This window comes from Planomonospora sp. ID82291 (genome assembly GCF_015711645.1).
Classification (GTDB): Bacteria; Actinomycetota; Actinomycetes; order Streptosporangiales; family Streptosporangiaceae; genus Planomonospora.
In genome coordinates, this window is sequence record NZ_JABTEX010000001.1 from 755,210 (window position 1) to 776,771 (window position 21,562).

Genomic DNA, 21,562 nt, shown 5'->3' on the forward strand with positions numbered 1-21,562 from the left:
CGACCGCTTCTGCGGGCCCGGCCCTGCGCTGAGGGCTCTAGGGTCTGTCCGTGCCGACCATCCACATCGCGAAGAACTGCGCGCCTCCCCCGTAGGCGTGCCCGAGGGCCCGGCGGGCCCCGTCCACCTGGTGCTCGCCCGCCATCCCGCGGACCTGCAGCGCCGCCTCGGCGAACCGGATCAGCCCGGAGGCGCCGATCGGGTTGCTCGACAGCACCCCGCCGGAGGGGTTCCACGGGATGTCGCCGTCCAGGGCGGTGGCCCCCGACTCGGTGAGCTTCCAGCCCTCCCCCTCGGCGGCGAAGCCGAGGTTCTCCAGCCACATCGGCTCGTACCAGGAGAAGGGCACGTACACCTCCGCCACGTCGATCTCCCGGCGCGGGTCGGTGACCCCGGCCTGGCGGTACACGTCGGCGGCGCAGTCCCGGCCCGCCCGCGGGTCCACGGTGTCGCGGCCGGCCCGGAAGATCGGCTCGGAGCGCATCGCCGTGCCCTGCACCCAGGCGGGGGTGCCGGTGACGGCCTTCTCCGAGGCCAGGACCAGGGCGCACGCGCCGTCGCTGGACGGGCAGGTCTCCAGGTAGCGGATCGGCTCCCAGAGCATCGGCGTCGACTCGACCATGGCCCGGTCGATGCCGGGGATCTTCAGGTGGGCGTAGGGGTTCTTCAGCGCGTTGCGCCGGTCCTTGACCGCGACCAGCGTGCCGATGTGGCCGGGCGCCCCGGACCTGCGCATGTACTCGCGGATGTGCGGGGCGAAGTAGCCGCCGGCGCCGACCACCAGCGAGGCGTTGAACGGCGGGTGGGTGGACAGGGCCCAGGTGGCGTTGGACTCCGACTGCTTCTCGAAGGCCACCACCAGCACCCGGTCGTGCACCCCGCCCTGGACGAGGGACGCGCCGACCAGTGCGGTGGAGCCGCCGACCGAGCCCGCGGTGTGCACGCGCATGATCGGCTTTCCGGCCGCGCCGAGCGCGTCGGCGAGGTACGCCTCGGGCATCATCACGCCCTCGAACAGGTCGGGGGCCTTGCCCAGGACGACGGCGTCGATGTCCCGCCAGGTCAGCTCCGCGTCGGCGAGCGCGCGGGCGGCGGCCTCGCGGACCAGCCCGGCGATCGAGACGTCCCGTCTCTTGGTGCGGTACTCGGTCTGCCCCACCCCGATGACCGCGCAGCGGTTACCACTCATGGCCGTTCCACCGTTCCTCGTTCGCCGCGTCGGGTTCGCTCCGGGTCATCGGCCGCGCACCGCTCCTCGTTCACCGCGCGGGCCGCCCGTACCTCGCGGACCGCTCCGCTCACCGCGTCGGGTTCGCTCCGCACGGCGTCAGCCCTCCATCACGGTGACGAGGTTGTGCTGCAGGCAGGGGCCGCTCGCGGCGTGTCCCAGGGCGCGGCCCGCGGCGCCGTCGATGATGCGCCGGGCCGCCTCGCCGATCCGGATCAGTCCGGTGGCCATGACGGGGTCGGCGGCCAGCGGGCCGCCGCTGGGGTTGATCTCGGTGGCCGCGGCGGAGGCCCCGTCGAGACCGAGGGCCTCGCGGAGGATGGGCTCCTCGTGGCTGAAGCGGACGTGCAGCTCGGCCACGTCGACCTGAGCCTTGCCGGCCCCCGCCGCGCGTGCGGCTTCGGCGGCGGAGGCCGACCGGGCGAGGTCTCTCATTCCCAGGTAATGGGAATCCATGCAATGGGCGATGCCCCTGATCCAGGCGGGACGCTCGCACACGCTCCGGGCCAGGTCCCCGGCCGCCAGCACCACCGCGGCGGCGCCGTCGGCGGGCGGCGCGACGTCGTACGGCCGCAGCGGCGCGACCGCGAAGGCGTCCCCTTCCGGGTCGGGCAGGTCGAGGGCGTAGGGGTTGGCCCGCCCCGCGGCGCGGCTGCGCCGTACGATCTCGTCGAGCTCGGCCCGGTCCGCCCCGCGCGCCGAGGCCTGCAGGGCGGCGTAGGAGACGTGGTCCAGGCCGAGCGGGGCCAGGTAGTACGGGTCGAGCTGGAGGGTCATGATCTGGCGCAGGTCGCCCTGGGAGGGCTTGCCGAAGCCGTAGACCAGCGCCGAGTCGACGTCGCCGTGCTGGAGGCGGACCCACGCCTCGTACAGCGCCCAGGCCGCGTCCATCTCCACGTGGCTCTCGGAGATCGGCGGCCAGGCGCCGACCGCGTCGAGCGCGGAGACGAACGAGAACGGCGCGCCCGCGAGGTAGTCGCAGCTTCCCGAGCAGGTGAAGCCGAACGTCCGCAGGCCCGACGCGCGCCGCACCTCCTCGATCACCGGCAGGATCAGCTCCGGTTCGCTCAGCCCCTCGTCGACCGCGCTGTGCCGGGTCTGGGCGAACGCCACGACCGCCACTTCACGCATCCGCGTCCCCCTACAGCTCGGCGTCGGGTTCGCCGGTGGGGGCGAACCACGTGATGTTCGACATCGACAGCGGGGCCGGCGCCCACTCCTGTCGCGGGGCCCAGACCGCCCGCACCCGCATGCCCTGCCGCACCTCGTGCGCCGGGACGTCGCCGACCAGCGCGATCAGCGGCACGTCCGCGCCGTCGAGCAGGATGTAGGCCGAGACGAACGGGACCTGGGGGGCGCGGGGGTCGGGCAGGTTGTTGATCGCGAAGGTGGTGACCGTGCCGGTGTCCGGCAGCTCGCGCTCCTCGGTGATCGCCACACCGCACTCGGGGCAGGACAGGCGGTAGGGCACGTAGACCTTGCCGCAGGAGTCGCACCGGCAGCCCAGGAGCACGCCCCGGGCCACGCCCTCCAGGAAGCGGGTCAGCGCCCGGCCGGGCCGCAGGCGGTACTCCGTGCGGACCGGGGAGGTGATCCTCGTGACCTCGGGCACGAAGCTCTCGATGTCGGTGATGTGCCCGGTGCGCTCGGCCCGCCAGCGCGGGCGGACCCGCAGGCCGGGGCGCATGGCGCGGGCGTCGCCGGCGTCCACCGCGTGCACCAGCGCCGTGTCGGCGCCGTCGAGGCGGACCAGCGCCCAGGCGAACGGGCGGTCCAGCGGGTGCTCCGGGCGGGGGTCGCCCACCCAGGCCCAGCTCTGCACGGTCCCGGCCGGGCCGACCTCGGCGAACTCCCCGGTGACGTCCTCGCCGGTGGCGGGGTCGTACTCCAGCGGCGGCACCAGGACCCGGCCGTCGGCGGTGCGGACCCCGACGATCCGCGCGTCCCTCAGCTCGGTGAGGAAGCGCCCGATCACCGGCCCGGTCGTGCGCGTGTAGCCGCCGGGGAACTCCAGGACATGGTCGACGGCATGGTCGGCGACGTGCCCGGGGACGTGCTCGGCCGCGGGGTCCCCCGGCGGTGCGGTCACCTCGGACGGCGCCTCGGGCGGCGTCTCGGGCGGCGCCTCAGATGGCACGGTCATGTCCCTCCCAGTAGGGGTCGCGCAGTCGGCGTTTGAGGAGCTTGCCGTTGGGCTCGCGCGGCATCTCCTCGATGAAGTCGACGCTCTTGGGCCACTTCATCCGAGCCAGGCGCCCCTCCAGCGAGGAGAGGATCTCCGCGGCGAGCTCCGGAGAGGGCTCCGCACCGGGCACGGGCTCGATCACGGCCTTGATCTGCTCGCCCCACTCCTCGTCGGGGACGCCGAACACGGCCACGTCGGCGACCTTGGGGTGCACGGTCAGCTCGTTCTCGATCTCCGCCGGGTAGATGTTGGCCCCGCCGGAGATGATCAGGTCGGCCTTGCGGTCGCAGAGGAAGAGGAAGCCCTCCTCGTTCAGGTAGCCGATGTCGCCGACGGTGAAGAAGTCGCGCAGGCGGCCGGCCTCCGTCTTGGCCGGGTCGCCCTTGTACTCGAAGGAGGCGCCCATCATCTTCATGTAGACGGTGCCGGGGGTGCCGGCGGGGACCGGCTCCAGGTTCTCGTCCACGACGAGCAGCTCGCTGATCGGCCAGGCGGTGCCGACGGTGCCGGGGTGCTTGCGCCAGCCCTCGGGGGTGGCGATCGTGCCGCCGCCCTCGGTCGCCGCGTAGTACTCGTAGACGCAGTCCCCCCACCATTCGAGCATCGCCCGTTTGACCGGGACGGGACAGGGGGCGGCGGCGTGGATCATCCACCGGAGCGAGGACAGGTCGTAGGCCCGCCGGGTCTCCTCGGGCAGCGCGAGCAGGCGCTTGAAGTGGGTGGGGACCAGGTGCGAGTTGGTGACGCGGTACCGCTCGCAGAGCCGGAGCATCTCCTCGGCGTCCCACCGGTCCATGTAGACGAGCGTGTGGCCCATGTGCAGGGCCGTGCCGCCGAACTGGGTGACGGCGGTGTGGTAGCCCGGCGAGGTGACCAGGTGGACGTTCTCCTCGCCGGGGGTGATGCCGAACATGGCCAGCAGGAAGGTCATCAGCTCGGCCGAGTCGTCCGGGTCCAGGCCGGTGAGCGGGCGGCGCACGCCCTTGGGCCGGCCCGTGGTGCCGGAGGTGTAGTGCATGGTGGCGCCCGCCGTACGGTCGGCGGGGGCGGTGTCCGGGCGGCCGTCGGTCAGGTCCGCCGCGGGCCGGGCCCCGTCCACCCGGCCGAAGGCGAAGACGCGGTCGGCGGGCAGGCCGGATCCCGCCGCGGCGCGCATGCCCTCGGCCGCGTGGCGCTCGTGCACGAAGAAGGCCTTCGCCTCGCTGTCGTCGAGGATGTAGGCGATCTCGGGACCGGTGAGGTGCCAGTTGACCGGCGTGTAGTACCACCCGGCCTGCAGCGCGGCCAGGTAGAGCACCAGGCCGTCGGCGCCGTTGGGGACCAGGCCGCAGATCCCGTCGCCGGGCCGCAGCCCCAGCTCCCGCAGGCCGTGCACGAGGCGGTTCGACCGGGCCAGCAGGTCTCCCGCGCGGTGTTCGGTGCCGTCCGGGTCCACGGCCGCGACCCGGTCCGGATCCGCCTGCGCCAGTCTCCAGAAGCCGAGCGTGCCCATCGCGGGTTCCCCTCTGGTCGGAAGGCACCCGGGCCGCCGGAGCGGTGCGCGTCCCCGGATCGCGGCACGGCGCTGGCGGCGCGGGAGGTCTCGAACGAGAACGTGTTCTTGTTCGCAGGGGCAGACTAACCCGGCCGCGCCCGCCTAACAAGCGTTTGATTTAAGGGCGGACCCCGGCGCGCCCTTGACCTTTCCCTCACCAACGGCACCGCCGCCGTCACGCATAGCTCATGAAAGGTAAGAAGAAAGTCAAGTTCATGGATGAAACTGCTCATTTGTCCCTTATGGGAAATTTGCTCAGTCAGTATGGCTAGGCGAGAGGCGGCGTCCCCGAGCTGGGCTCATGTTGACCACCCGCCGTCTCCGCGATGGGGAGATCATGCGTTTCACCAAGTCCCTGGCAGCCGCCGGTGCCCTCGGCCTCGCCGTACTGACCGCTTCCCCGGCGCTCGCCGACGACCTCGACGGCGTGCCCGCCGATTCCGCTGTCAGCCTGACCGGGGCGCAGGACGACCTCAGCGCCACCGCCTCCGAGGGGGTGACCCCCGAGAGCGCGCCCGCCGCCGTGCCCGCCGCCGCCCCGGAGGCCGCCGCCCCGGAGGCGGTGGCCGAGGCGCCCGAGGCGCCCGAGGCGGAGCCCGCCCCCGCGGTCGAGGCCGATCCCGTCCCTGCCGAGAAGCCCGCGGAGAAGCCCGCCGACCCCGCCCCCGCCCCCGCGCAGGATCCCGTCCCCGCGCCGCCGGCGGCGGAGGAGCCCGGTCCCGCGTCGGGGCCGGCCCCCCGGCCCGGTGACGTCGTGGAGGTCAAGCGGCCGGTCATCGACTCGGCCGTCGTCACCCCCGGCACCGTCGTGCGCGGCGGCGCCTACAGCGTCACCGTCCGCACCCTGGAGGTGCCGAACGGCGCCCGCGTCTTCGTCCGGGGCATCGGCGGCAGGAGCGCCGCGGGCATCATCCGCTCGGGCCGGGCCGTCATCGGGATGACCGTCCCTGCCGACGCCCGCCTCGGCGAGCACACCCTGCGCGTCAGCGTCACCCGCGCCGAGCCGGTCGAGACCTGGGCGGTCGTCAAGGCCGCGCCGGTCGCCTCGCTGGACCTGCGCACCAGCCCCGGCAGCGTCCGCGCCGGGCAGACCTACCAGGCCGTCATCAGCACGAAGCGGGCCAAGCCCGGCACCGTGGTCACCGTCAAGGACCTGGCCGGCCGCCTCCACCGGGTCAGGCTCGACGCGCGCGGCTGCGCACGGATCACCCTGACCGTGCCCAAGGGCACCCGGCCCGGCCGCTACGCGGTCTCGGCCTCGCTGCCGGACGGCGCCCGCGACGCCGCCGCCCTGACCGTCGTCAGGACGCCGCTGCCCGCGGGCCGGATCGCCCTGGACCTGACCCCGGACACGGTCACGGCGGGCGGGAGGTTCACCGCGCTGATCGCGACCACGTACGTGGCCCCCGGCACCCGGGTCACCCTCGTCGACCCGGCCGGCCGCAGGTTCAGCCTCAAGCTCGACCGCAACGGCTCCGCCATCAAGCGGTTCCACGTCCCGTCCAGCACCGACGCGGGCTCCTACTGGTTCACCGCCAAGCTGCCCACCGGCCAGAAGTCCTCGGCCCGGCTGACGGTCAAGGGCTGGAAGGCGTCCGCCGGCACGCACACGCACGTCCACACGCACGTCCACACGCGGACGAACGTCTACACGAAGGTCTACACGTCCGCCTACACCCCCCGGGGCGGCGCGCAGACCGGCGGTGGCCGCATCGAGCAGAACCTCGCGGCGAGCACCTCCGGCACCGGCTCCTCGCCCTTCGCCGCACTGGCGCTCGGCGGCACGCTGATCGCCGGCGGCTCCGGCGCGGCCCTGTTCGGCCGCTTCGGCCGCTTCGGCCGCCAGGGCTGAGGCTCCACCGGGGCTGAGGCTCCACGGAGCCGACGCTCCACGGAGCCGACGCTCTACGGAGTCGGCGCTTCACGGAGCCGACGCTCCACGGAGTCGGCGCTTCACGGAGCCGACGCTTCATCGAAGGCGCGGACCCGATCCCCGGGTCCGCGCCCCGCCCCGATCAGACCGTCCCGATCCGACCATCCCGATCTGAGGCAGGTGTCCCGGCCATGTCCGGCCCCACTTCGTCCAAGCGCCGCATCGCCGTCACCACGGGAGCGGCCCTGGCGATCTTCTGCGGCGTGCTCGTCACCGGAGCCGCCCTGGCCGACGACCCGCCCTCCGCCCTCCCGGTGCCGGGTGCGGTCCAGGAGGACTCCGCCGGAGCCGGGGCCCCGGAGTCCTCGGACTCCGGGGACTCCGCCGGGTCCTCCGCCGGGTCCTCGAAGGCGGACGGGTCCAAGAAGTCCGCCAAGAAGTCCGGCGCCGCGGGCGAGCCGGCGTTCGGCACCGCCGAGGCGATGAGCGGGTCCGAGCCGGTCAGCCTGGACATCCCCGCGATCGGGGTGAAGGGCGCGCCGATCGATCCGGTCGGCCTGAACGCCGACCAGACCGTCGAGGTCCCCGCGCTGGACCGCCCGGAGCTCGTCGGCTGGTACAGGCACCGCCCGACGCCCGGCGAGGCGGGCCCCGCCGTACTGCTCGGGCACGTGGACGCCTACGGCAGGCCCGCGGTCTTCGCCAGGACGCACACCCTCAAGCCCGGCGACACCGTCAAGGTCGCGCGCGCCGACGGCACGACCGCCGTCTTCACCGTGGACGAGCTGGAGCGGGTGGACAAGGACGCCTTCCCCACCGACCGGGTGTACGGCGAGACCGCCGCGCCCGAGCTCCGGCTGATCACCTGCGGCGGCGCCTTCGACGCGGCCACCGGGCACTACGAGGACAACATCATCGTCTACGCCCACCTGAAGGCGTGACCTCCGCACCCTCCGCACCCTCCGCGTCCCCGCCACCCGCCGGGACTCCCGCCCTCCGCGCCTCCTCGGCCCGAGGCTCCCCGCCCTCCGCGCCTCCTCGGCCCGAGGCTCCCCGCCCTCCGCGTCCCAGGGTCCCCGCGATCCCCGGATCCCGCCCGGCCGTCTGGCGGCACGGGCGGGACCCGATCTAGGATCACCTAACAAGCGCTTGGGGCAACAACGGAGGTCGTCCGTGGAACCGCTGCCGATCAGCACGCCGCACTGCCGGGTCGAGCGCGACGGCCACGTCGTCGTCGTGACCATGGACCGGCCCGAGGCGAAGAACGCCCTCTCCACGGACATGCTGGTCGGCCTGGCCGACGCCTGGGCCTACGTCTCCGACGAGCCGGAGGTCCGCGTCGCCGTGCTGACCGGCGCGAACGGCACCTTCTGCGCGGGCGCCGACCTCAAGGCCATGGGCCGGCCGTCGTCCGATCCGCGCGTCGCCGAGCGGGCCGCGCAGATCCCCGACTACCACTGGAAGGGCCTGCTCCGCGATTCCGGCGCGCTGCCCACCAAGCCCGTCGTCTGCGCGGTCGAGGGCCACGCCGTGGCCGGGGGCACCGAGCTGCTCGTCGGCACCGACCTGCGCGTGGTCGCCGAGTCGGCCGTCCTCGGCCTGTTCGAGGCCCGCCGCGCGCTCTTCCCGATGGGCGGCTCCGCGGTCCGGCTGCCCCGGCAGATCCCCTACGCCTTCGCCATGGACATCCTGCTGACCGGCCGGGCCGTCACCGCCCGGGAGGCGCTGGCCATGGGCCTGGTCAACCGGGTCGTCCCGGACGGCACCGCGTTGGAGTCCGCCCTGGAGACCGCCGCGCAGATCGCCGCCTGCGGGCCGCTGGCCGTCCAGGCCATCCTGCGCGCCTGCCGCGAGACCGAGGGCCTGCCCGAGCCCGAGGCCCTGAAGGTCTCCGACGCCCTCGGCTGGCCGGTGATCGGCTCCGAGGACGCCAAGGAGGGTTCCCTGGCCTTCCGCGAGAAGCGCCCGCCCGTCTACCGGGGGAAGTGAAGCGCCCGGCACGCTCCAGTCGAGAACAAAACGCCCCTTGAGACGGCGTGGTTGTGGACGACCAGGCGGTCGTCCACAACCACGCCATCGGGAAATCAGGCGCGTGCTGCTGTGCTCGGTCCGATCGGTGAGGCCATGAGAGCCGCCTGTAGTTCGGGATCAGTGAAACTGAGAGCGGCGTCGAAGCGGTATTGGAGGTTGCTGACCAGGCGGGCGATAGTGTTGCCGCAGCCGCCGCTGTTCAGGTAGACACGCATCCACTGTTCGCCGATGTCGAAGGAGAGCTGTTCGCCCACGTGGAGGTCGACGGCTTCGACCTCGGCGATGTCGGAGGATGCGGACAGTCGAGGTGTGCCCCACAGCCGGAACGGGTCGCGGGAGGAGAACAGCTCCTCGACGAAGGCTTCAAGGTCTGGGATGGACCTCGAGAAACGGATACCGATGGGGCCTCCCTTCAGCTGCGCTCCGATGTCGTTCCCCGGTCCGTCGAGAGGAGTCCATGAGATGGATTTCCGCTCGCACAGGAGCACGAGGCTCCGATAGCGGTCCACGATGTTCTGAACGAACTGGAAGTGGAGCTCAGGCGAGGTTCCCGACACGGCGAATCGCCCCTTCCGGTTCACACCTTCTCGGACGGTCCCGAACTCATCATCTGCCACGACCACTTCGACGGCGTCGTACGCGGCGGCAGACCGCAGGCCCTTGGCATGGAGGTACTCGTCGAGTAGCGCGGCACCGCCACCGGAAGCCTGAAGCTTGAGGTCGTCCATCTCGGAGGAGGAATCGCGCAGAAGCTTGCTGCCATCGAACCTGACGCGGGTCTTGCGTCGTTGCGCGCCGGGCCAGGGCTCGCGTAGGTGTTCTGATGGGAGCCACAACCAGTCGAGGTCTCTCCTGGCGCTGACCTGCTTGTTGAGGTAGGCGGCGGCAACGCCGGTGGGCATGTCGGTGTGGAAGCTCCAGAACCGGCCATCGAGCTGATCCACCCAGAAGTCCCCATCGGCGGTCTGGAGCCTGAAGAGATAGGCGTCGTCCGTTGCGACCAGACGGCCTTGCTCCATGAAGGATTCGAGGAACGCGACGGGGTCGCCTTGGGGGTGCACCTCAAGTACGAACGTCTTCGTAGGCGAGCTCGGACTCATGGAGAGATGCTCGGCCATCTGTGCACGGCTGCTCATGGCGTCCCCTCGGGCTGCTCGTTCTTGCTGTCGTCCGTCCCCTCGTCTGCTTTGTCCAGCTCATCGAGAAGGTCTGTCTGACCAGGTATAATAACCGACCCTCTGCGCCTGCGCCTAGATTGACTTGACCGTGCGAGCGCCTGATACGCCTGGGTCCGTCCTCTCGGGTCATTCGACTCAGGGGTCTTGAGCAGGGAGACCCAGCCATCCCGGTTGGGCGGAGGTCCGTGAAACCTGAAAGTCTGCGGGTTGTCATCGGCGATATGGCGGGCTGCTTCGCCCACCTTCTGCTTCAAGGCGGTCTGGGCTCTCCGACCGAACAGGGCGAAATGCCTGACCGACTGCTCGGTCAGAGCAGCCAGCGTGATTTCGGGAATGCTCCGGGTGAGCGCTGCGACGAGCGCTCCGAGGACGTGGGGTTCGACGACGCTCACGTCCGAGTCCATGTCGAAGGGGATGAGCCGTGAGGGTGGAGCCACCAACTGGACGGGTGTCGTGAAGATCCTCTGAAGCCGTTCGCTGGGGATGTCGGTCTCCAGCGTGATCTTCTGATCGTATACCGCGAGGATCGGGAAAGTGACGCCTGCCGTGGAGAGGCCCAGCCGTACCCGGCCCACGTGGTCGCCGAGGCAGGCGTAGACGACGTCCAGTGAGGGGGTGACCCGCTGGAACAGATCGATGCGGGCCTGGCGTATCACGGTGGCGGCGTCCAGCACGGCATATCTGGCGCACTGCGGTTCTTCGATGTTCCCGCCGCACTTGGACTCGATGGCCAGGATGTGGCCGGTGTTCCCGTTGGCGAGGATGACGTCGATGACCACGTTTCCCGCCGGTGTGGTGACCGGGGCCTCGAGTCCGGCCACTCGGTACCCGTGTTCCGCGAGCACGGCGGGATTGATGCCGTCGGGAGTGGCGAGATCGATCATCGCGTTGATCGGTATGAGGCGCCTCTCCAACTACTCTCCCCTACAGTCTCGACGTGCCGGTGACATTACGCCCTGATCGCTACCGCTGCCCGCGATATCGATCAGAATGTGACTGTCGGTAGGAGATCCGCTGCGCGCTGCGCTCGCAGGAGCGCCATCGAACAGGGAAGAGCATCCGGTCTATCCTGCGCACATGGTGATCACCGATGAGGAGTTGGCTCTGACGGCGGCGCAGGCGGGAGCCACCGTCGTGCAGGCCATGTACGGCGCGCCGCTGACGCGTCTGGGGAAGTCTGCGGGTGACTTCGCCACGTCCGCGGACATCGAGGCGGAGAAGGCCATCCTCGACGTCATCCGCACGGCTCGACCGGACGATGCCGTGACGGCCGAGGAGAGCGGAAGCACCGGCCCGGACGGCGCGGCGTCACCGACGGCCACCTACGGGACAGTGTGCACTTCGCCGCCGGGATCGCACTGTGCCTGGCCGCCGGATGCCTGGTAACCGGTATCGACGGTCAACCGTTGCACACCGGTGCGGGCGGACTCGTCGTGGCGGCCGACCGGGAGACGCACACCGCGTTGCTGGATCTCATCGACGACCGGTTCCCCCGCTTCGCCCACTGATCCACCGGCGCGGCCGCTCTCATGAGCCGCCCGGCACCGCCCTCACAGGACCGTCACATGCCGGACCTGCGGCGGCCGACGACGAGCAGCCCGGCGCCTCCGGCGAGACCGGCGACCGCACCGGCGGCCAGGAACTGCGCGCCCTGCGTCTGGGAGTCGTGCTCCTCCTGGTCGAGCTCGGCGAACTGCGCGCGCCGCCCGGCCTCACCCGTCAGCTGCTCGTGGCGGGCCGGGTCGCTCTCCTTGACGGACTCGGCCTCGCGGAGCAGGTCCTCCGCCGCCTGGAGGCTCGCATCGATCCGCGCCGCGGTCTCACCGGCCCGGGAGAACGCGAACGCGCTCAACCCCGCGGCGACCAGGCCGACCACCAGCAGCCCGGCCCCGAGCCACGACATCCACTTCACCGTGTTCTCCTCCGCACTCGCTCACCTGCGGCCCCGGTGCCTCCGGGCCGCGCGCAGGCAACGGTAGTGCCGCGTTCCGCCTGGTCACGCCCGCCGTACGGATGACCCGGCCTCCCCCGCCCGGGTGACCTGCCGGGACACCGCCAAGCCCGTGTACAGCCGGTCCGGGCCGCATCCGCCGTCCGGGCCGGCTCGGAGGTCGTGCGACGGCCACCGGTCCACACGTCCCGGTTGTCGCCTCACCCTTGAGAACGTACAATTTTCTGTACATGCCTGGAGGTGGATCGCATGAAGATCATGACCTACTCCGAATCCCGCGCGAAGTACGCCGAGACCCTCAACTCCGTCGTCGACGACCGCGAAGAGGTGGTCATCACGCGTGCCGGCCACGACCCGGTGGTCATCGTCGCGCTCGACGACTACGAGTCGCTGAAGGAGACCGCCTACCTGCTCCGGAGCCCGGAGAACGCCCGCCGCCTGCTGGCCTCCATCGACCGGCTCGAGCACGGCGGCGGAACGGAACGGCCCCTCGCGGAATGAAGATCATGTGGGACGAGGGCGCCTGGGACGACTACGTCTGGTGGCAGACCGAGGACCGCAAGATCCTCAAGCGGATCAACACCCTCATCAGGGACATCCAGCGCAACGGCAACGAAGGGATCGGCAAGCCCGAGCCGCTGAAGCACGGGTTCCACGGCTACTGGTCGCGCCGGATCACCGATGAGCACCGGCTCGTCTACAAGGTGGTCGAGGGCGAGGTCCGCATCGCCGCCTGTCGATACCACTACAGCCCTTGACGGACGTCCCGGAGTCGCGACCCCGAGGACCGGACCTGCTCGAAGGCCGGGGCGTGAGGTCGCGGTCCCGCTGACGCCTCGAACCCGTGCCGACCGGCCCCGATGGAACGCGACCGGGGGCCGCCTCCGCGGTCCCCGGCCGCGTACGGCCCGCCGCGTCGGCGGTCAGTCGCGCGTCAGGCGCTCCAGGCGGTCCATGGCCTCGACGTACTGCTCCACCATGCCGAAGACCACGTCGCGCGCGGACTTCACCTGGTTCATGGCCCCGATGATCTGACCGGCCGGGAAGGTGGCCAGCTCCGCGGCGTCGGAGCGGCCGATCCGGCGCAGCGCGTCGGAGACCAGCATGAACTGGAGCGGCATCGGGAGCGTGCCCGGCGACTCGGCCGACTCCCAGGCGTCGGTCCACTCGTTCCTCAGCAGCCGGGCGGGCTTGCCGGTCCAGGAGCGGGAGCGGACCGTGTCGCGGGAGGTGGCCTCCAGGATGCGCCGCCGGGCCAGCTCGGGGGTGTCGGCCTCCTCCACGGTCAGCCAGACGGACCCGGTCCACACCCCCTCCGCGCCGAGGGCCATGCCCGCCGCCATCTGGCGGCCGTCGCCGATGCCGCCGGCGGCCAGCACGGGCACGTCCACGGCGTCCACGACCTGCGGGACGAGCACCATCGTGGAGATCTCACCGGTGTGCCCTCCGGCCTCGGTGCCCTGGGCGACGACGATGTCCACGCCGACCTCGACCTGCTTGACCGCGTGCCGGGGGGTGGAGGCGAGCGCCGCCACCTTGACCCCCTGCGCGTGGGCGAGCTCGACGATGTCGGCGGGGGGCGGGCCGAGCGCGTTGGCCAGCAGCGCGATGGGGTGCCGGAGCGCCACCTCGACCTGCGGCCGGGCGGTGGCGTCGGTCCAGCCGAGCAGCACCCGGCCCGCGTCGCTCCCCTCCGCCAGCGGCGGCACGTCGTGCGCGGCCAGCAGGTCGTCGACGAACCTGCGGTGGCCTTCGGGGATCATCCCGGCCAGGCGCCCCACCAGGTCCTCGGGGGAGTCGACGCCGAGGTCGGCCCCCGCGTAGGAGGCGGGCATGACCACGTCGACGCCGTACGGCCTGCCGTCGACGTGGTCGTCGATCCACTTGAGCTCCATCTCGAGCTCTTCCGGGGTGAAGTAGAGGGCGCCGAGCACGCCCATCCCGCCGGCGCGGCTGACCGCCGCGACGACGTCCCGGCAGTGGCTGAACGCGAAGATCGGAAACTCGATTCCGAGCATGTCCGTGACACGTGTCCGCATGCGCCCACGGTACGGCCGGCGAACCGGTAACTGCAACGCGTTCTAGTACAGAATCTTCCGATGAAAATTTCCGCCGCACTGACTGGAAATAGCGGCCGGAAACAGGTTTCAGCGCGGCATTCTGCGCCAGACCGCCCGGGGCAGCACCCGCATCACCGCGAACATCGGCCGCAGCGCGCCCGGCACCCACACGGTCTCGGCCCCCGACCGCAGCCCCGCCACCACCGCGTCGGCGACCTGGCCCGGAGTGGAGGACAGCGGCGCGGGGGTCATGCCCTCGGTCATCCGCCCCACCACGAAGCCCGGCCGCACCACCATCACCCGGGCCCCCGACCCGTGCAGCGCGTCGCCGAGCCCCTGCGCGAACCCGTCCAGGCCCGCCTTGGCAGAGCCGTACACGAAGTTGGCCCGGCGCACCCGGACCCCGGCCACCGAGGAGAGCACCACGAGCGTCCCGTGGCCCTGCTCGCGCAGCCGCCGGGCGGCGTGCAGCCCGGCCGAGACGTGCCCGCCGTAGTTGACCGCGACCGCCTCGGCGGCGGCCACCGGGTCGGCGTCGTAGTCCGCCTGCCGGCCCAGCACGCCGAACGCGGGGATCACCACGTCCAGGTCGCCGACCAGCTTCGCCGCGGCCTCGATCACCTCGCCGTGCGTCTCGGGGCGGGAGGCGTCGAAGTCCAGCAGGTGGACCTCCGCCTCCCCGATCACCGGCGGCTCGCCGCCGGCCGCGTCCCGCGCGGCGAGCACGACCCGGCGGGCGCCGCCCGAGACCAGCCGCTCGACGATCGCCAGTCCGATCTCGCTCCGGCCGCCCAGCAGCAGCACCGTGTCCACCGAACCCAGCGCGTTCCTCACGGGACCGCTCTCCTCTCCACTCCCGGCCGCCGGCGGCCGGGGTCCGCGCCCGGCCTCACCACCCGAGCCTCCCGACCGGACCGCCCGGCCTCACCACCCGAGCCTCCCGACCGGACCGCCCGGCCTCACAGTCCGAGCCTCCTGGCCAGATCGGTGCGGAACACCCCGTCGGGGTCCGCCTCGTCGCGGACCTTACGCCACTCGGCGAGCCGGGGGTACGTCGCGGCCATCGTCGCGGCCGTCATCCGGGAGTCCTTCGCCAGGTAGAGCCGCCCGCCGGCCTCGGCCACCCGCTCGTCGAACGCGCGCAGCAGCCCGGCCAGGCCGCGCTGCCCGGCGGGGATGTCCAGCGCCAGCGTCCAGCCGGGCATCGGGAACGAGAGCATCCCCGGCGTGCCGGGGCCGAAGCGCTTGAGCACCGTCAGGAACGAGACCACGCCCTCGGCCGAGAGCCGCGCGACGATCCGCCGCAGCGTCGCCTCCTGCCCGAACGGCACGACGAACTGGTACTGCACGAACCCGCGCGAGCCGTACACGCGGTTCCAGCCGTCCACGAAGTCCAGCGGGTGGAAGAACGGCGCCAGGCCCTGCACGGAGGTCCCGGGCCGGGACTTCAGGTACCAGGCCTCGTTGAAGGCCCGCACGGTCAGCGGGTTGAGCAGGCCGTTCGGCGCCCACGGCGGGGCCGCGAGCAGGGAGCGGGGGCTGAACTCCAGCGGGTCGGCGCCGCGCGGCAGCTCCTCGCGCGCGGCGTGGTCGCCGCGGGTGAGCACGCTGCGGCCCATCCGGCCGCCCCGGGCGAGCAGGTCGATCCAGGCGACCGTGTAGCGGTACCGGTCGTCGGTGGCGGCCATCGTCTCCAGCGTGTGGTCCAGGTCCCGGGTCCGCTCGGTGTCCACCCGGACCCGGGAGGTCGCGATCGGCACGCACCGGAAGACCGCCTCGACGATCACCCCGGTCAGCCCCATGCCGCCGACCGTGGCCCAGAACAGGTCGTCGGCCGGGGTCAGCGTCCGGACCTCGCCGCCGGCGGTGACCAGGGTCAGCGCGCGCAGGTGCGCGCCGAAGGAGGAGTCCACGTGGTGGTTCTTGCCGTGCACGTCGGCGGCGACGGCCCCGCCGACCGTCACGTGCCGGGTGCCGGGGGTCACCGGGACGAACCAGCCGCGGGGCACCAGGGCCGCCATCAGGTCGTGCAGGCTCAGCCCGGCGCCGGCGGTGACCAGGCCGGTGGTCTCGTCCAGGGACCAGGAGGTCAGCGCGGTGCAGTCGACGACCAGCCCGCCGGCGTTCTGGGCGGCGTCGCCGTACGCGCGGCCGAGCCCCCGGGCGGCCACGCCGCGCTCCGGCGCCCGGCGCACGGTCGCGGCGACCTGCTCGGCCGTGGCGGGCCGGACCAGCCGGGCGGGCGTCGGCGCGGTGCGGCCCCAGCCGGTCAGGAAGGTCGTCCCGGGCGGCGCGGCGGAGCTCATGGCAGGTAGATCCCGATCGTCAGAAGGGCCACGAGGGCCGCGATGAACAACTGGACGGGCCGGTCGCGCAGGGCGAGCTCCTCGGGCTCCTCCCCGATGCCCCGGTCCACCAGGAGATTGTGCCGCAGCACGATGAGGATGAAGGGCACGATGCTCATCGCGTGGAACGGCCCGCCGGGGTGGTCGTTCAGCGCCCACAGGCAGTAGGTCACGATCATCGCCCCCGACGCCATGGTGCGGACCTGCGCGAGGTAGGCGGGGGTGTAGGCGGCGAGGATGGCCCGGGTGGCGTTGCCGGTGGCGTTCTGCGCCGCGGCGCGCACCTCGGCCTCGCGCTTGCCCGCCACCAGCTGCAGCGAGCCGAGCGAGACCACCACCAGGAACCAGCTCGTCACCGGCACGTCCACCGCGATCGCCCCGGCGTAGGCCCGGATGACGTGGCAGCCCGCGACCGCGACCAGGTCGACCACGGGCTGGTGCTTGAGCCAGAAGGTGTAGGAGAACGTCAGCGCCAGGTAGCCGGCCACGACCGCCGGCAGCCGCCAGTCGCCGGGCAGCGCGGCCACGGCCGGGGCCAGGAGCACCAGCAGGATCCCGGCGGTCCGGGCGAGCGCGACCGGGACCAGGCCCGCGGCGACCGGGCGGAAGCGCTTGCGGGGGTGCCGCCGGTCGGCCTCGACGTCGGCGACGTCGTTGAGGAGGTAGGTGCCGGCGGCGGCCAGGCAGAAGGCGGCGAAGGCGACCAGCGCGCCCCGCAGCCCCGCCGCGGTGCCCAGCAGCCCGGCCGCCGCGGGGGCGGCGAAGACCAGGGCGTTCTTCAGCCACTGGCGCGGGCGGCAGGCCCGCAGCAGCGCGACCGGGGAGAACCGCCGGTGCGCGCGTACGGCCGCCGGCGGATCCGCCGGCGGCCGCAGGACCGTCCTCTCCTCGCCGGTCACGCCTTGCCGTCGGCGCGGCGCGCCACGAAGAAGCCGGTGACCAGCAGGACCAGGCCCAGCAGGAGCAGGATCAGCGGGATGGTCACCTTGATCATGGAGATCTGGTTCTTGCTCTCGGTGGCGTTGGACACCAGGTCGTTGACCGTCTCCGGGGTCATCCTGATCGTGGCCGCCAGGGCGGTGACGCTGTGGGCGCCGTCCTGGGTGCGCAGGACCTCATCGCGCCGCTGCTCCTGCTTGACCGGCGAGCCGGTGGTCGGCTCGATCCAGAACGTGTTCCGGCCCTTGTAGATCCGGTCCACCTGGACGTCGCCGGTGACGTCGGTGACGCCCATGACGGAGGCGGGCACGCTGCGCGTCTCGGTCTTGGTCTCCGGCACGTCCTGCTCGAACTTGTAGGCGGTCAGGCCGTTGACCTGCTCCTCGCCGGCGAACCTGGCGTCGAACGCCTTGCCCGCGACGGAGTTGAAGACCTTGTAGGTCTTCTTCTCCACGTCGAAGGGCCACTTGTAGATCTGGCCCTCCATCGTGACCGGCCGATCGTCGATGTTCACCGAGCAGCAGGTGACGCCCTCGCCGGTGTACTTGTTGAAGGCGCTGCGCCGCTCGGTGAGCGTGATGTTGGGGTTGTTGTTCGTCACGTCGTTGACCGTGGTGAACTCGTCCCAGACGACCGTGTCGTCCTTGGCCTGGCTCACGTCGCCGCGGGTGGTGACCGTGACGCCGAGCTGGGCGGTCATGACCTTGAGGTCCCTGGCGCTGAAGTACTGGGCGCCCTCGGCCTCCAGCTTGCTGATCCCGTACTGCGCGGCGGGCGCGGCGATCAGCCGGCCGGCCACCTGGAACCGCACCAGCGGCGCCAGGACGAGAAGAAAGGCTCCCAGGGCTAAGAGAACGATCCCGACTATTCGGCGCATTGATCCTCCTGGGGGGTCCCCGGCTGGGCAGGTGGTCATGGGGGGTGAAATGTACTTAAATCCTGAGCTACTGGCCAGTATGTTAGTGACGCCGATCACCCACGTCACCAGGGATGCGGAAAAGTGACCGAAACAAGTTCTAGGTCGGTGCCCGCCGTCCGCCCCGCCGTCGACCCCGCCGCCCGCCCTGCCGTCCAGCAGGAGGCGGCCGGCGCCGACGGCCATCTGGACGCCCTCGACGGGGTGCGCGCGGTGGCCTCCTTCACCGTGCTCGTCTACCACGTGGCGAACGAGACCGGCGTCGCGCTGCGGGAGGGGTTCGCCGGCGCGCTGCTGTCCCGCGGCGACGTGGCCGTGCCGATCTTCTTCGCGCTCTCCGGCCTGCTGCTCTACCGCCCCTTCGCCGCGGCGGCCCTCACCGGCACCCCGGCGCCCCGGGCCGGGGCGTACCTGTGGCGCCGGGCCGTCCGCATCCTGCCCGGCTACTGGCTGGTGGTCGCCGTCGCCCTGTTCCTCTGGTCGCGCGAGCACCTGTCCGACGTCTGGAACTGGATCGTCCTGCTCACGCTGAACCAGAACTACGCGGTCGAGTCGTGGTGGCACGGCCTCGGGCCCAAGGGCCTGGCCCAGATGTGGAGCCTGTCGGTGGAGGCGGCGTTCTACCTCGTCCTCCCCCCGCTCGCGGCCGGGATGGCCGCGTTCGCCCGGCGCGGCGGCGCCGGCGTCGACCTGCGGGCCCGGCGGCTGCTGGCCTGCCTGGGCGCGCTGGCGGCGGGCTCCTTCGCCTGGACGCTGCTGGTCTACTACCCGGACTACCGCCCCCACCTGAACCTCTGGCCGCCCCGCTCGGCGGTCTTCTTCGCCGCCGGGATGGCCCTCGCCGTCGTCATGGCCTGGGCGCGGGCCCGGCCGGACGGCCCCGCCGCGCGCTTCGGCCGGGCGGCCGCCGCCTCCCCCGGCTCGTGGTGGCTGGTCGCCGCCCTCGCCTACGCCGTGGCGGCCTCCCCGGTGACCGGCACCCGCTTCCTGGGCATCGACGGCGTCTGGTCGGGCCTGTCCGAGCTGCTCCTCTACACCGTCGTCGCCTTCTGCCTGCTCGTCCCGGCCGCGCTGCTCCGCCCCGGCGGCTCCCCGGTCCGGAGCCTGCTGGGCAACCGGTTCACAGGCTTCCTCGGCCGCATCTCCTACGGCGTCTTCCTCTGGCAGTTCGTGGCGATCTACGTGTGGTACGGGTTCACCGGGCAGCAGCCGTTCACCGGCGACCTCCTCGCCAACCTGGTGCCCATCACCGCGCTCACCGTGGGCCTGGCCACGGCGACCCACCTGCTCGTGGAGCGCCCCTTCCAGCGGCTGAACGCCCTGGTGAGGCGCTGAGCGCGGCCTACTCGCCCTCGGCCTTCGGCACCCCCAGCGCCACACCGGTCACGCAGACCCGCGCGGCCGGATCGTCCATCACCACCCGCATGCCCCGGCCCTGACCGCTCACCGGGAAGTGGACGCGGTCGCCCGGCGTCCGCCGGAGGTTGAGGGCGATCCGCTCCCCGCCGATCTCGACGGTCGCCGAGAGCGGCCGGTCGGCCGCGTAGGACAGCGCCCCCGCGAAGCCCCGCCGCTCCTCGGCGACCGCCTCGGGCAGGGCCACCACGCCGTTCTCCGCGCGCAGGCAGCCCTCCCCCGGCGCCGGGGTCCGGAAGAAGCCGAAGATGCTCATCCGCACCAGCCGCCCGTCCCTGCCGAAGACCAGGGCCTCGTGGCTGGGCTCGGGATGGGCCATCCTGATCCGGATGCCGGGGCGGGCCAGGGGGGCGAGCAGGCGGTCGCTGAGCCGGCGGTCCCCGTTCAGCGGCAGCACGATGTCGTCCGGCACCGGCGCCGGGTAGATCACGACGTCGTCCGGCACCCGGGCGAGCTCCGCGGCGGCGGTCTCCAGGTAGGCCCGGACCCGGTCGCCGCTGAGCGTCGCCCGGTACGCCTCGGTCGAGACCACCGAGGCCGCCAGGTAGGCCCCGGTGGCCAGCCCCGCCGTCAGGAGCAGGGCGGACCTGCCGGGCGGCGGGCGGCGGTACGCGCCCTCCTCCCCCCGCAGCGGCAGCAGCGCCAGTCCCAGGCCGACCGCGAGCACGACCACGGCGTCCGCCACGTAGCGGGCCTCCGCGCCGACCAGCGCCACATGGGAGCCCCGGGCGATGACCGTGGGGACCGCGTCGGCGAAGACCAGGTAGCCCGCCAGGATCACCCACGCCCGCAGCGCCCGCCGCCGGTGGACGACCGTGACCGCCACCAGGACGGCCAGCACCAGCCAGGAGAGCGCGACCACGGCGTCCGACGGGCCGGCCATCCCCCCGACCGGGGTGACCGGGCTCCAGGTGAACGGGCCGCCGACCGCCCCGGTGGGGAAGGTACGGCCCAGCAGGAGCCCGACCAGGTCCACCGCGACGTCCGCCCGGGGCATCGCCGCGCCCTCTCCCGGTGCGGTGTCCCGGCGGACGAGGTAGAGCGCGGTGTAGGCGGCCAGCAGCAGCGCGTACGCGCCCCACAGCCGCCGGTTCCGCCCGAGTTCGGCGGCCATGGACCGGATCCAGCCGGTCTCCCGGTCGCGCAGGAACGCGGTGGTCACGGCGAAGAGCAGGAAGGCGACGAAGACGCCCTTGGTGCTGAAGGCCATGCCGACCGCCGTCCAGGCCAGCGCGTGCCGGCCGTACCGGTCCCCCTCGCCCCGGGTGAACCGCACCTGCGCGGTCAGCGCGAGCACCATCGCGAGCTGGAGCGGGACCGCGTTGAGCGCGGACGCCCACCAGCCGAGCGGCGGGACCGTCAGCGGGCAGAACAGCAGCACCGCCAGCGGCGGCAGGATCGCCGGACGGGTGCCGAACAGCGACCGCAGCAACCGCAGCGCCAGCACGCCGAGCGCACCCTGGGCGAGGAGGGTGACGGTGGCCACCAGCAGCCAGTCGTACGGCGCGATCCGCGAGAGCACCCAGGTCAGCGCGAGCGCGCCGGGCATGAAGTGGCCCTTGTGGACGCGCGTCACGAATTCGGGGGTCAGGCCGCTCTCGTAGGCGTTGCCCACGAAGAGCAGGTCGTCCTCGACGAAGTAGGAGTCCTTCAGGATCAGCGCGCGCAGCGCCAGGCAGACCGCGATGAGCGACGCCGCCCCCAGCAGCACCGGTTCGCGCAGCCACGCGGCCCAGCCGGGCAGGGTGATCCGCAGCGTCGGCGGCTGCGGTCGCTCGGTCTGTGTGACCCCCACCGGCGTCCTCCTTCGTCCCACGGCGCGCAAGCACCCTACGGGGCTGCCAGGACACCGGCAATACATGCTGTTATGCTCCGGCGCACCTGATCTGTCCATCATGGTGAGGAG

At 72.5% G+C, this 21,562-nt stretch carries 20 protein-coding genes; 7 read left to right on the plus strand and 13 right to left on the minus strand.

Going from position 1 to position 21,562, the window contains the following annotated elements:
* Nucleotides 1-37 precede the first annotated feature (37 nt).
* The 4 genes from HS045_RS03210 to HS045_RS03225 all read right to left on the minus strand — a co-directional run bounded on the left by HS045_RS03210 (nucleotide 38) and on the right by HS045_RS03225 (nucleotide 4,905).
* Nucleotides 38-1,189: a thiolase domain-containing protein gene (locus HS045_RS03210; protein WP_196449670.1), complete on the minus strand. Its 1,152-nt coding sequence runs from the start codon at nucleotides 1,187-1,189 to the stop codon at nucleotides 38-40.
* A gap of 138 nt (nucleotides 1,190-1,327) precedes the next feature.
* The gene (locus HS045_RS03215; protein ID WP_196449671.1) at nucleotides 1,328-2,359 is read right to left on the minus strand and encodes a lipid-transfer protein; all 1,032 of its coding nucleotides are present in this window, start codon (nucleotides 2,357-2,359) and stop codon (nucleotides 1,328-1,330) included.
* A 10-nt stretch (nucleotides 2,360-2,369) separates the two neighbouring features.
* Nucleotides 2,370-3,371, minus strand: a complete 1,002-nt coding sequence (locus HS045_RS03220; protein ID WP_196449672.1) for a Zn-ribbon domain-containing OB-fold protein — start codon at nucleotides 3,369-3,371, stop codon at nucleotides 2,370-2,372.
* Nucleotides 3,355-4,905: an acyl-CoA synthetase gene (locus HS045_RS03225; protein WP_196449673.1), complete on the minus strand. Its 1,551-nt coding sequence runs from the start codon at nucleotides 4,903-4,905 to the stop codon at nucleotides 3,355-3,357. The genes HS045_RS03220 and HS045_RS03225 overlap by 17 nt, the downstream gene beginning before the upstream one ends.
* A gap of 379 nt (nucleotides 4,906-5,284) precedes the next feature.
* Between HS045_RS03225 and HS045_RS03230 the strand changes: the two genes are divergently transcribed.
* The 3 genes from HS045_RS03230 to HS045_RS03240 all read left to right on the plus strand — a co-directional run bounded on the left by HS045_RS03230 (nucleotide 5,285) and on the right by HS045_RS03240 (nucleotide 8,809).
* Nucleotides 5,285-6,799, plus strand: a complete 1,515-nt coding sequence (locus HS045_RS03230; protein ID WP_196449674.1) for a hypothetical protein — start codon at nucleotides 5,285-5,287, stop codon at nucleotides 6,797-6,799.
* 212 nt (nucleotides 6,800-7,011) lie between these two features.
* Nucleotides 7,012-7,761 carry a class F sortase gene (locus HS045_RS03235; RefSeq protein ID WP_196449675.1) on the plus strand — a complete coding sequence of 250 codons (750 nt, stop codon included), beginning with the start codon at nucleotides 7,012-7,014 and terminating at the stop codon, nucleotides 7,759-7,761.
* A 232-nt stretch (nucleotides 7,762-7,993) separates the two neighbouring features.
* Nucleotides 7,994-8,809 (plus strand): crotonase/enoyl-CoA hydratase family protein, encoded by an 816-nt coding sequence (locus HS045_RS03240; protein ID WP_196449676.1) that lies wholly within the window; start codon nucleotides 7,994-7,996, stop codon nucleotides 8,807-8,809.
* A gap of 95 nt (nucleotides 8,810-8,904) precedes the next feature.
* Here the strand turns inward: HS045_RS03240 and HS045_RS03245 are convergent, their stop codons facing one another.
* Nucleotides 8,905-9,987, minus strand: coding sequence for a hypothetical protein (locus HS045_RS03245; protein ID WP_196449677.1), 1,083 nt, complete (start codon nucleotides 9,985-9,987; stop codon nucleotides 8,905-8,907).
* Entirely contained in the window at nucleotides 9,984-10,913 is a 930-nt protein-coding gene (locus HS045_RS03250) for a hypothetical protein (protein WP_230883409.1), read from the minus strand. Before HS045_RS03250 ends, HS045_RS03245 begins: the two co-directional genes overlap by 4 nt.
* 193 nt (nucleotides 10,914-11,106) lie before the next feature.
* On the opposite strand from HS045_RS03250, the gene HS045_RS03255 reads away from it, so the two are divergent.
* Nucleotides 11,107-11,415, plus strand: a complete 309-nt coding sequence (locus tag HS045_RS03255; protein WP_196449679.1) for an inositol monophosphatase family protein — start codon at nucleotides 11,107-11,109, stop codon at nucleotides 11,413-11,415.
* Nucleotides 11,416-11,590: 175 nt separating this feature from the next.
* On the opposite strand, the gene HS045_RS03260 is transcribed toward HS045_RS03255, so the two are convergent.
* Complete coding sequence (locus tag HS045_RS03260; RefSeq protein ID WP_196449680.1) at nucleotides 11,591-11,941, minus strand: hypothetical protein; 351 nt, start codon at nucleotides 11,939-11,941, stop codon at nucleotides 11,591-11,593.
* A gap of 288 nt (nucleotides 11,942-12,229) precedes the next feature.
* Here HS045_RS03260 and HS045_RS03265 point away from each other — a divergent pair, with 288 nt between their 5' ends.
* Together HS045_RS03265 and HS045_RS03270 are read left to right on the plus strand one after the other, a co-directional pair.
* Nucleotides 12,230-12,481: a type II toxin-antitoxin system Phd/YefM family antitoxin gene (locus HS045_RS03265; RefSeq protein WP_196449681.1), complete on the plus strand. Its 252-nt coding sequence runs from the start codon at nucleotides 12,230-12,232 to the stop codon at nucleotides 12,479-12,481.
* Entirely contained in the window at nucleotides 12,478-12,738 is a 261-nt protein-coding gene (locus HS045_RS03270; RefSeq protein WP_196449682.1) for a Txe/YoeB family addiction module toxin, read from the plus strand. Before HS045_RS03265 ends, HS045_RS03270 begins: the two co-directional genes overlap by 4 nt.
* A gap of 165 nt (nucleotides 12,739-12,903) precedes the next feature.
* Here HS045_RS03270 and HS045_RS03275 read toward each other — a convergent pair whose 3' ends face one another.
* The 5 genes from HS045_RS03275 to HS045_RS03295 all read right to left on the minus strand — a co-directional run bounded on the left by HS045_RS03275 (nucleotide 12,904) and on the right by HS045_RS03295 (nucleotide 18,201).
* Entirely contained in the window at nucleotides 12,904-14,019 is a 1,116-nt protein-coding gene (locus HS045_RS03275) for a nitronate monooxygenase family protein (protein WP_196449683.1), read from the minus strand.
* Nucleotides 14,020-14,127: 108 nt separating this feature from the next.
* Nucleotides 14,128-14,874 carry an SDR family NAD(P)-dependent oxidoreductase gene (locus HS045_RS03280; protein WP_196449684.1) on the minus strand — a complete coding sequence of 249 codons (747 nt, stop codon included), beginning with the start codon at nucleotides 14,872-14,874 and terminating at the stop codon, nucleotides 14,128-14,130.
* A 125-nt stretch (nucleotides 14,875-14,999) separates the two neighbouring features.
* A complete protein-coding gene (locus HS045_RS03285; protein ID WP_196449685.1) occupies nucleotides 15,000-16,346 on the minus strand; it encodes an FAD-binding oxidoreductase in 1,347 nt (448 codons plus the stop codon).
* Nucleotides 16,343-17,284: a decaprenyl-phosphate phosphoribosyltransferase gene (locus tag HS045_RS03290; protein ID WP_374191354.1), complete on the minus strand. Its 942-nt coding sequence runs from the start codon at nucleotides 17,282-17,284 to the stop codon at nucleotides 16,343-16,345. The genes HS045_RS03285 and HS045_RS03290 overlap by 4 nt, the downstream gene beginning before the upstream one ends.
* On the minus strand, nucleotides 17,281-18,201 hold the full coding sequence (locus tag HS045_RS03295; RefSeq protein WP_196449686.1) for a DUF3068 domain-containing protein: 921 nt from the start codon (nucleotides 18,199-18,201) through the stop codon (nucleotides 17,281-17,283). Before HS045_RS03295 ends, HS045_RS03290 begins: the two co-directional genes overlap by 4 nt.
* A 147-nt stretch (nucleotides 18,202-18,348) precedes the next feature.
* Between HS045_RS03295 and HS045_RS03300 the strand changes: the two genes are divergently transcribed.
* Nucleotides 18,349-19,575 carry an acyltransferase gene (locus HS045_RS03300; RefSeq protein WP_196449687.1) on the plus strand — a complete coding sequence of 409 codons (1,227 nt, stop codon included), beginning with the start codon at nucleotides 18,349-18,351 and terminating at the stop codon, nucleotides 19,573-19,575.
* Between the two features lie 7 nt (nucleotides 19,576-19,582).
* Here the strand turns inward: HS045_RS03300 and HS045_RS03305 are convergent, their stop codons facing one another.
* Nucleotides 19,583-21,451, minus strand: coding sequence for a hypothetical protein (locus tag HS045_RS03305; protein ID WP_196449688.1), 1,869 nt, complete (start codon nucleotides 21,449-21,451; stop codon nucleotides 19,583-19,585).
* Nucleotides 21,452-21,562: the final 111 nt, after the last annotated feature.

Coding starts and splice junctions, on each gene's coding strand:
- HS045_RS03295 (WP_196449686.1), bottom strand. CDS start 18,201: ATGCGCCGAATAGTCGGGATCGTTCTCTTAGCCCTGGGAGCCTTTCTT.
- HS045_RS03230 (WP_196449674.1), top strand. CDS start 5,285: ATGCGTTTCACCAAGTCCCTGGCAGCCGCCGGTGCCCTCGGCCTCGCC.
- HS045_RS03270 (WP_196449682.1), top strand. CDS start 12,478: ATGAAGATCATGTGGGACGAGGGCGCCTGGGACGACTACGTCTGGTGG.
- HS045_RS03285 (WP_196449685.1), bottom strand. CDS start 16,346: ATGAGCTCCGCCGCGCCGCCCGGGACGACCTTCCTGACCGGCTGGGGC.
- HS045_RS03265 (WP_196449681.1), top strand. CDS start 12,230: ATGAAGATCATGACCTACTCCGAATCCCGCGCGAAGTACGCCGAGACC.
- HS045_RS03235 (WP_196449675.1), top strand. CDS start 7,012: ATGTCCGGCCCCACTTCGTCCAAGCGCCGCATCGCCGTCACCACGGGA.
- HS045_RS03255 (WP_196449679.1), top strand. CDS start 11,107: ATGGTGATCACCGATGAGGAGTTGGCTCTGACGGCGGCGCAGGCGGGA.
- HS045_RS03210 (WP_196449670.1), bottom strand. CDS start 1,189: ATGAGTGGTAACCGCTGCGCGGTCATCGGGGTGGGGCAGACCGAGTAC.
- HS045_RS03220 (WP_196449672.1), bottom strand. CDS start 3,371: ATGACCGTGCCATCTGAGGCGCCGCCCGAGACGCCGCCCGAGGCGCCG.
- HS045_RS03250 (WP_230883409.1), bottom strand. CDS start 10,913: ATGATCGATCTCGCCACTCCCGACGGCATCAATCCCGCCGTGCTCGCG.
- HS045_RS03245 (WP_196449677.1), bottom strand. CDS start 9,987: ATGAGCAGCCGTGCACAGATGGCCGAGCATCTCTCCATGAGTCCGAGC.
- HS045_RS03275 (WP_196449683.1), bottom strand. CDS start 14,019: ATGCGGACACGTGTCACGGACATGCTCGGAATCGAGTTTCCGATCTTC.
- HS045_RS03215 (WP_196449671.1), bottom strand. CDS start 2,359: ATGCGTGAAGTGGCGGTCGTGGCGTTCGCCCAGACCCGGCACAGCGCG.
- HS045_RS03225 (WP_196449673.1), bottom strand. CDS start 4,905: ATGGGCACGCTCGGCTTCTGGAGACTGGCGCAGGCGGATCCGGACCGG.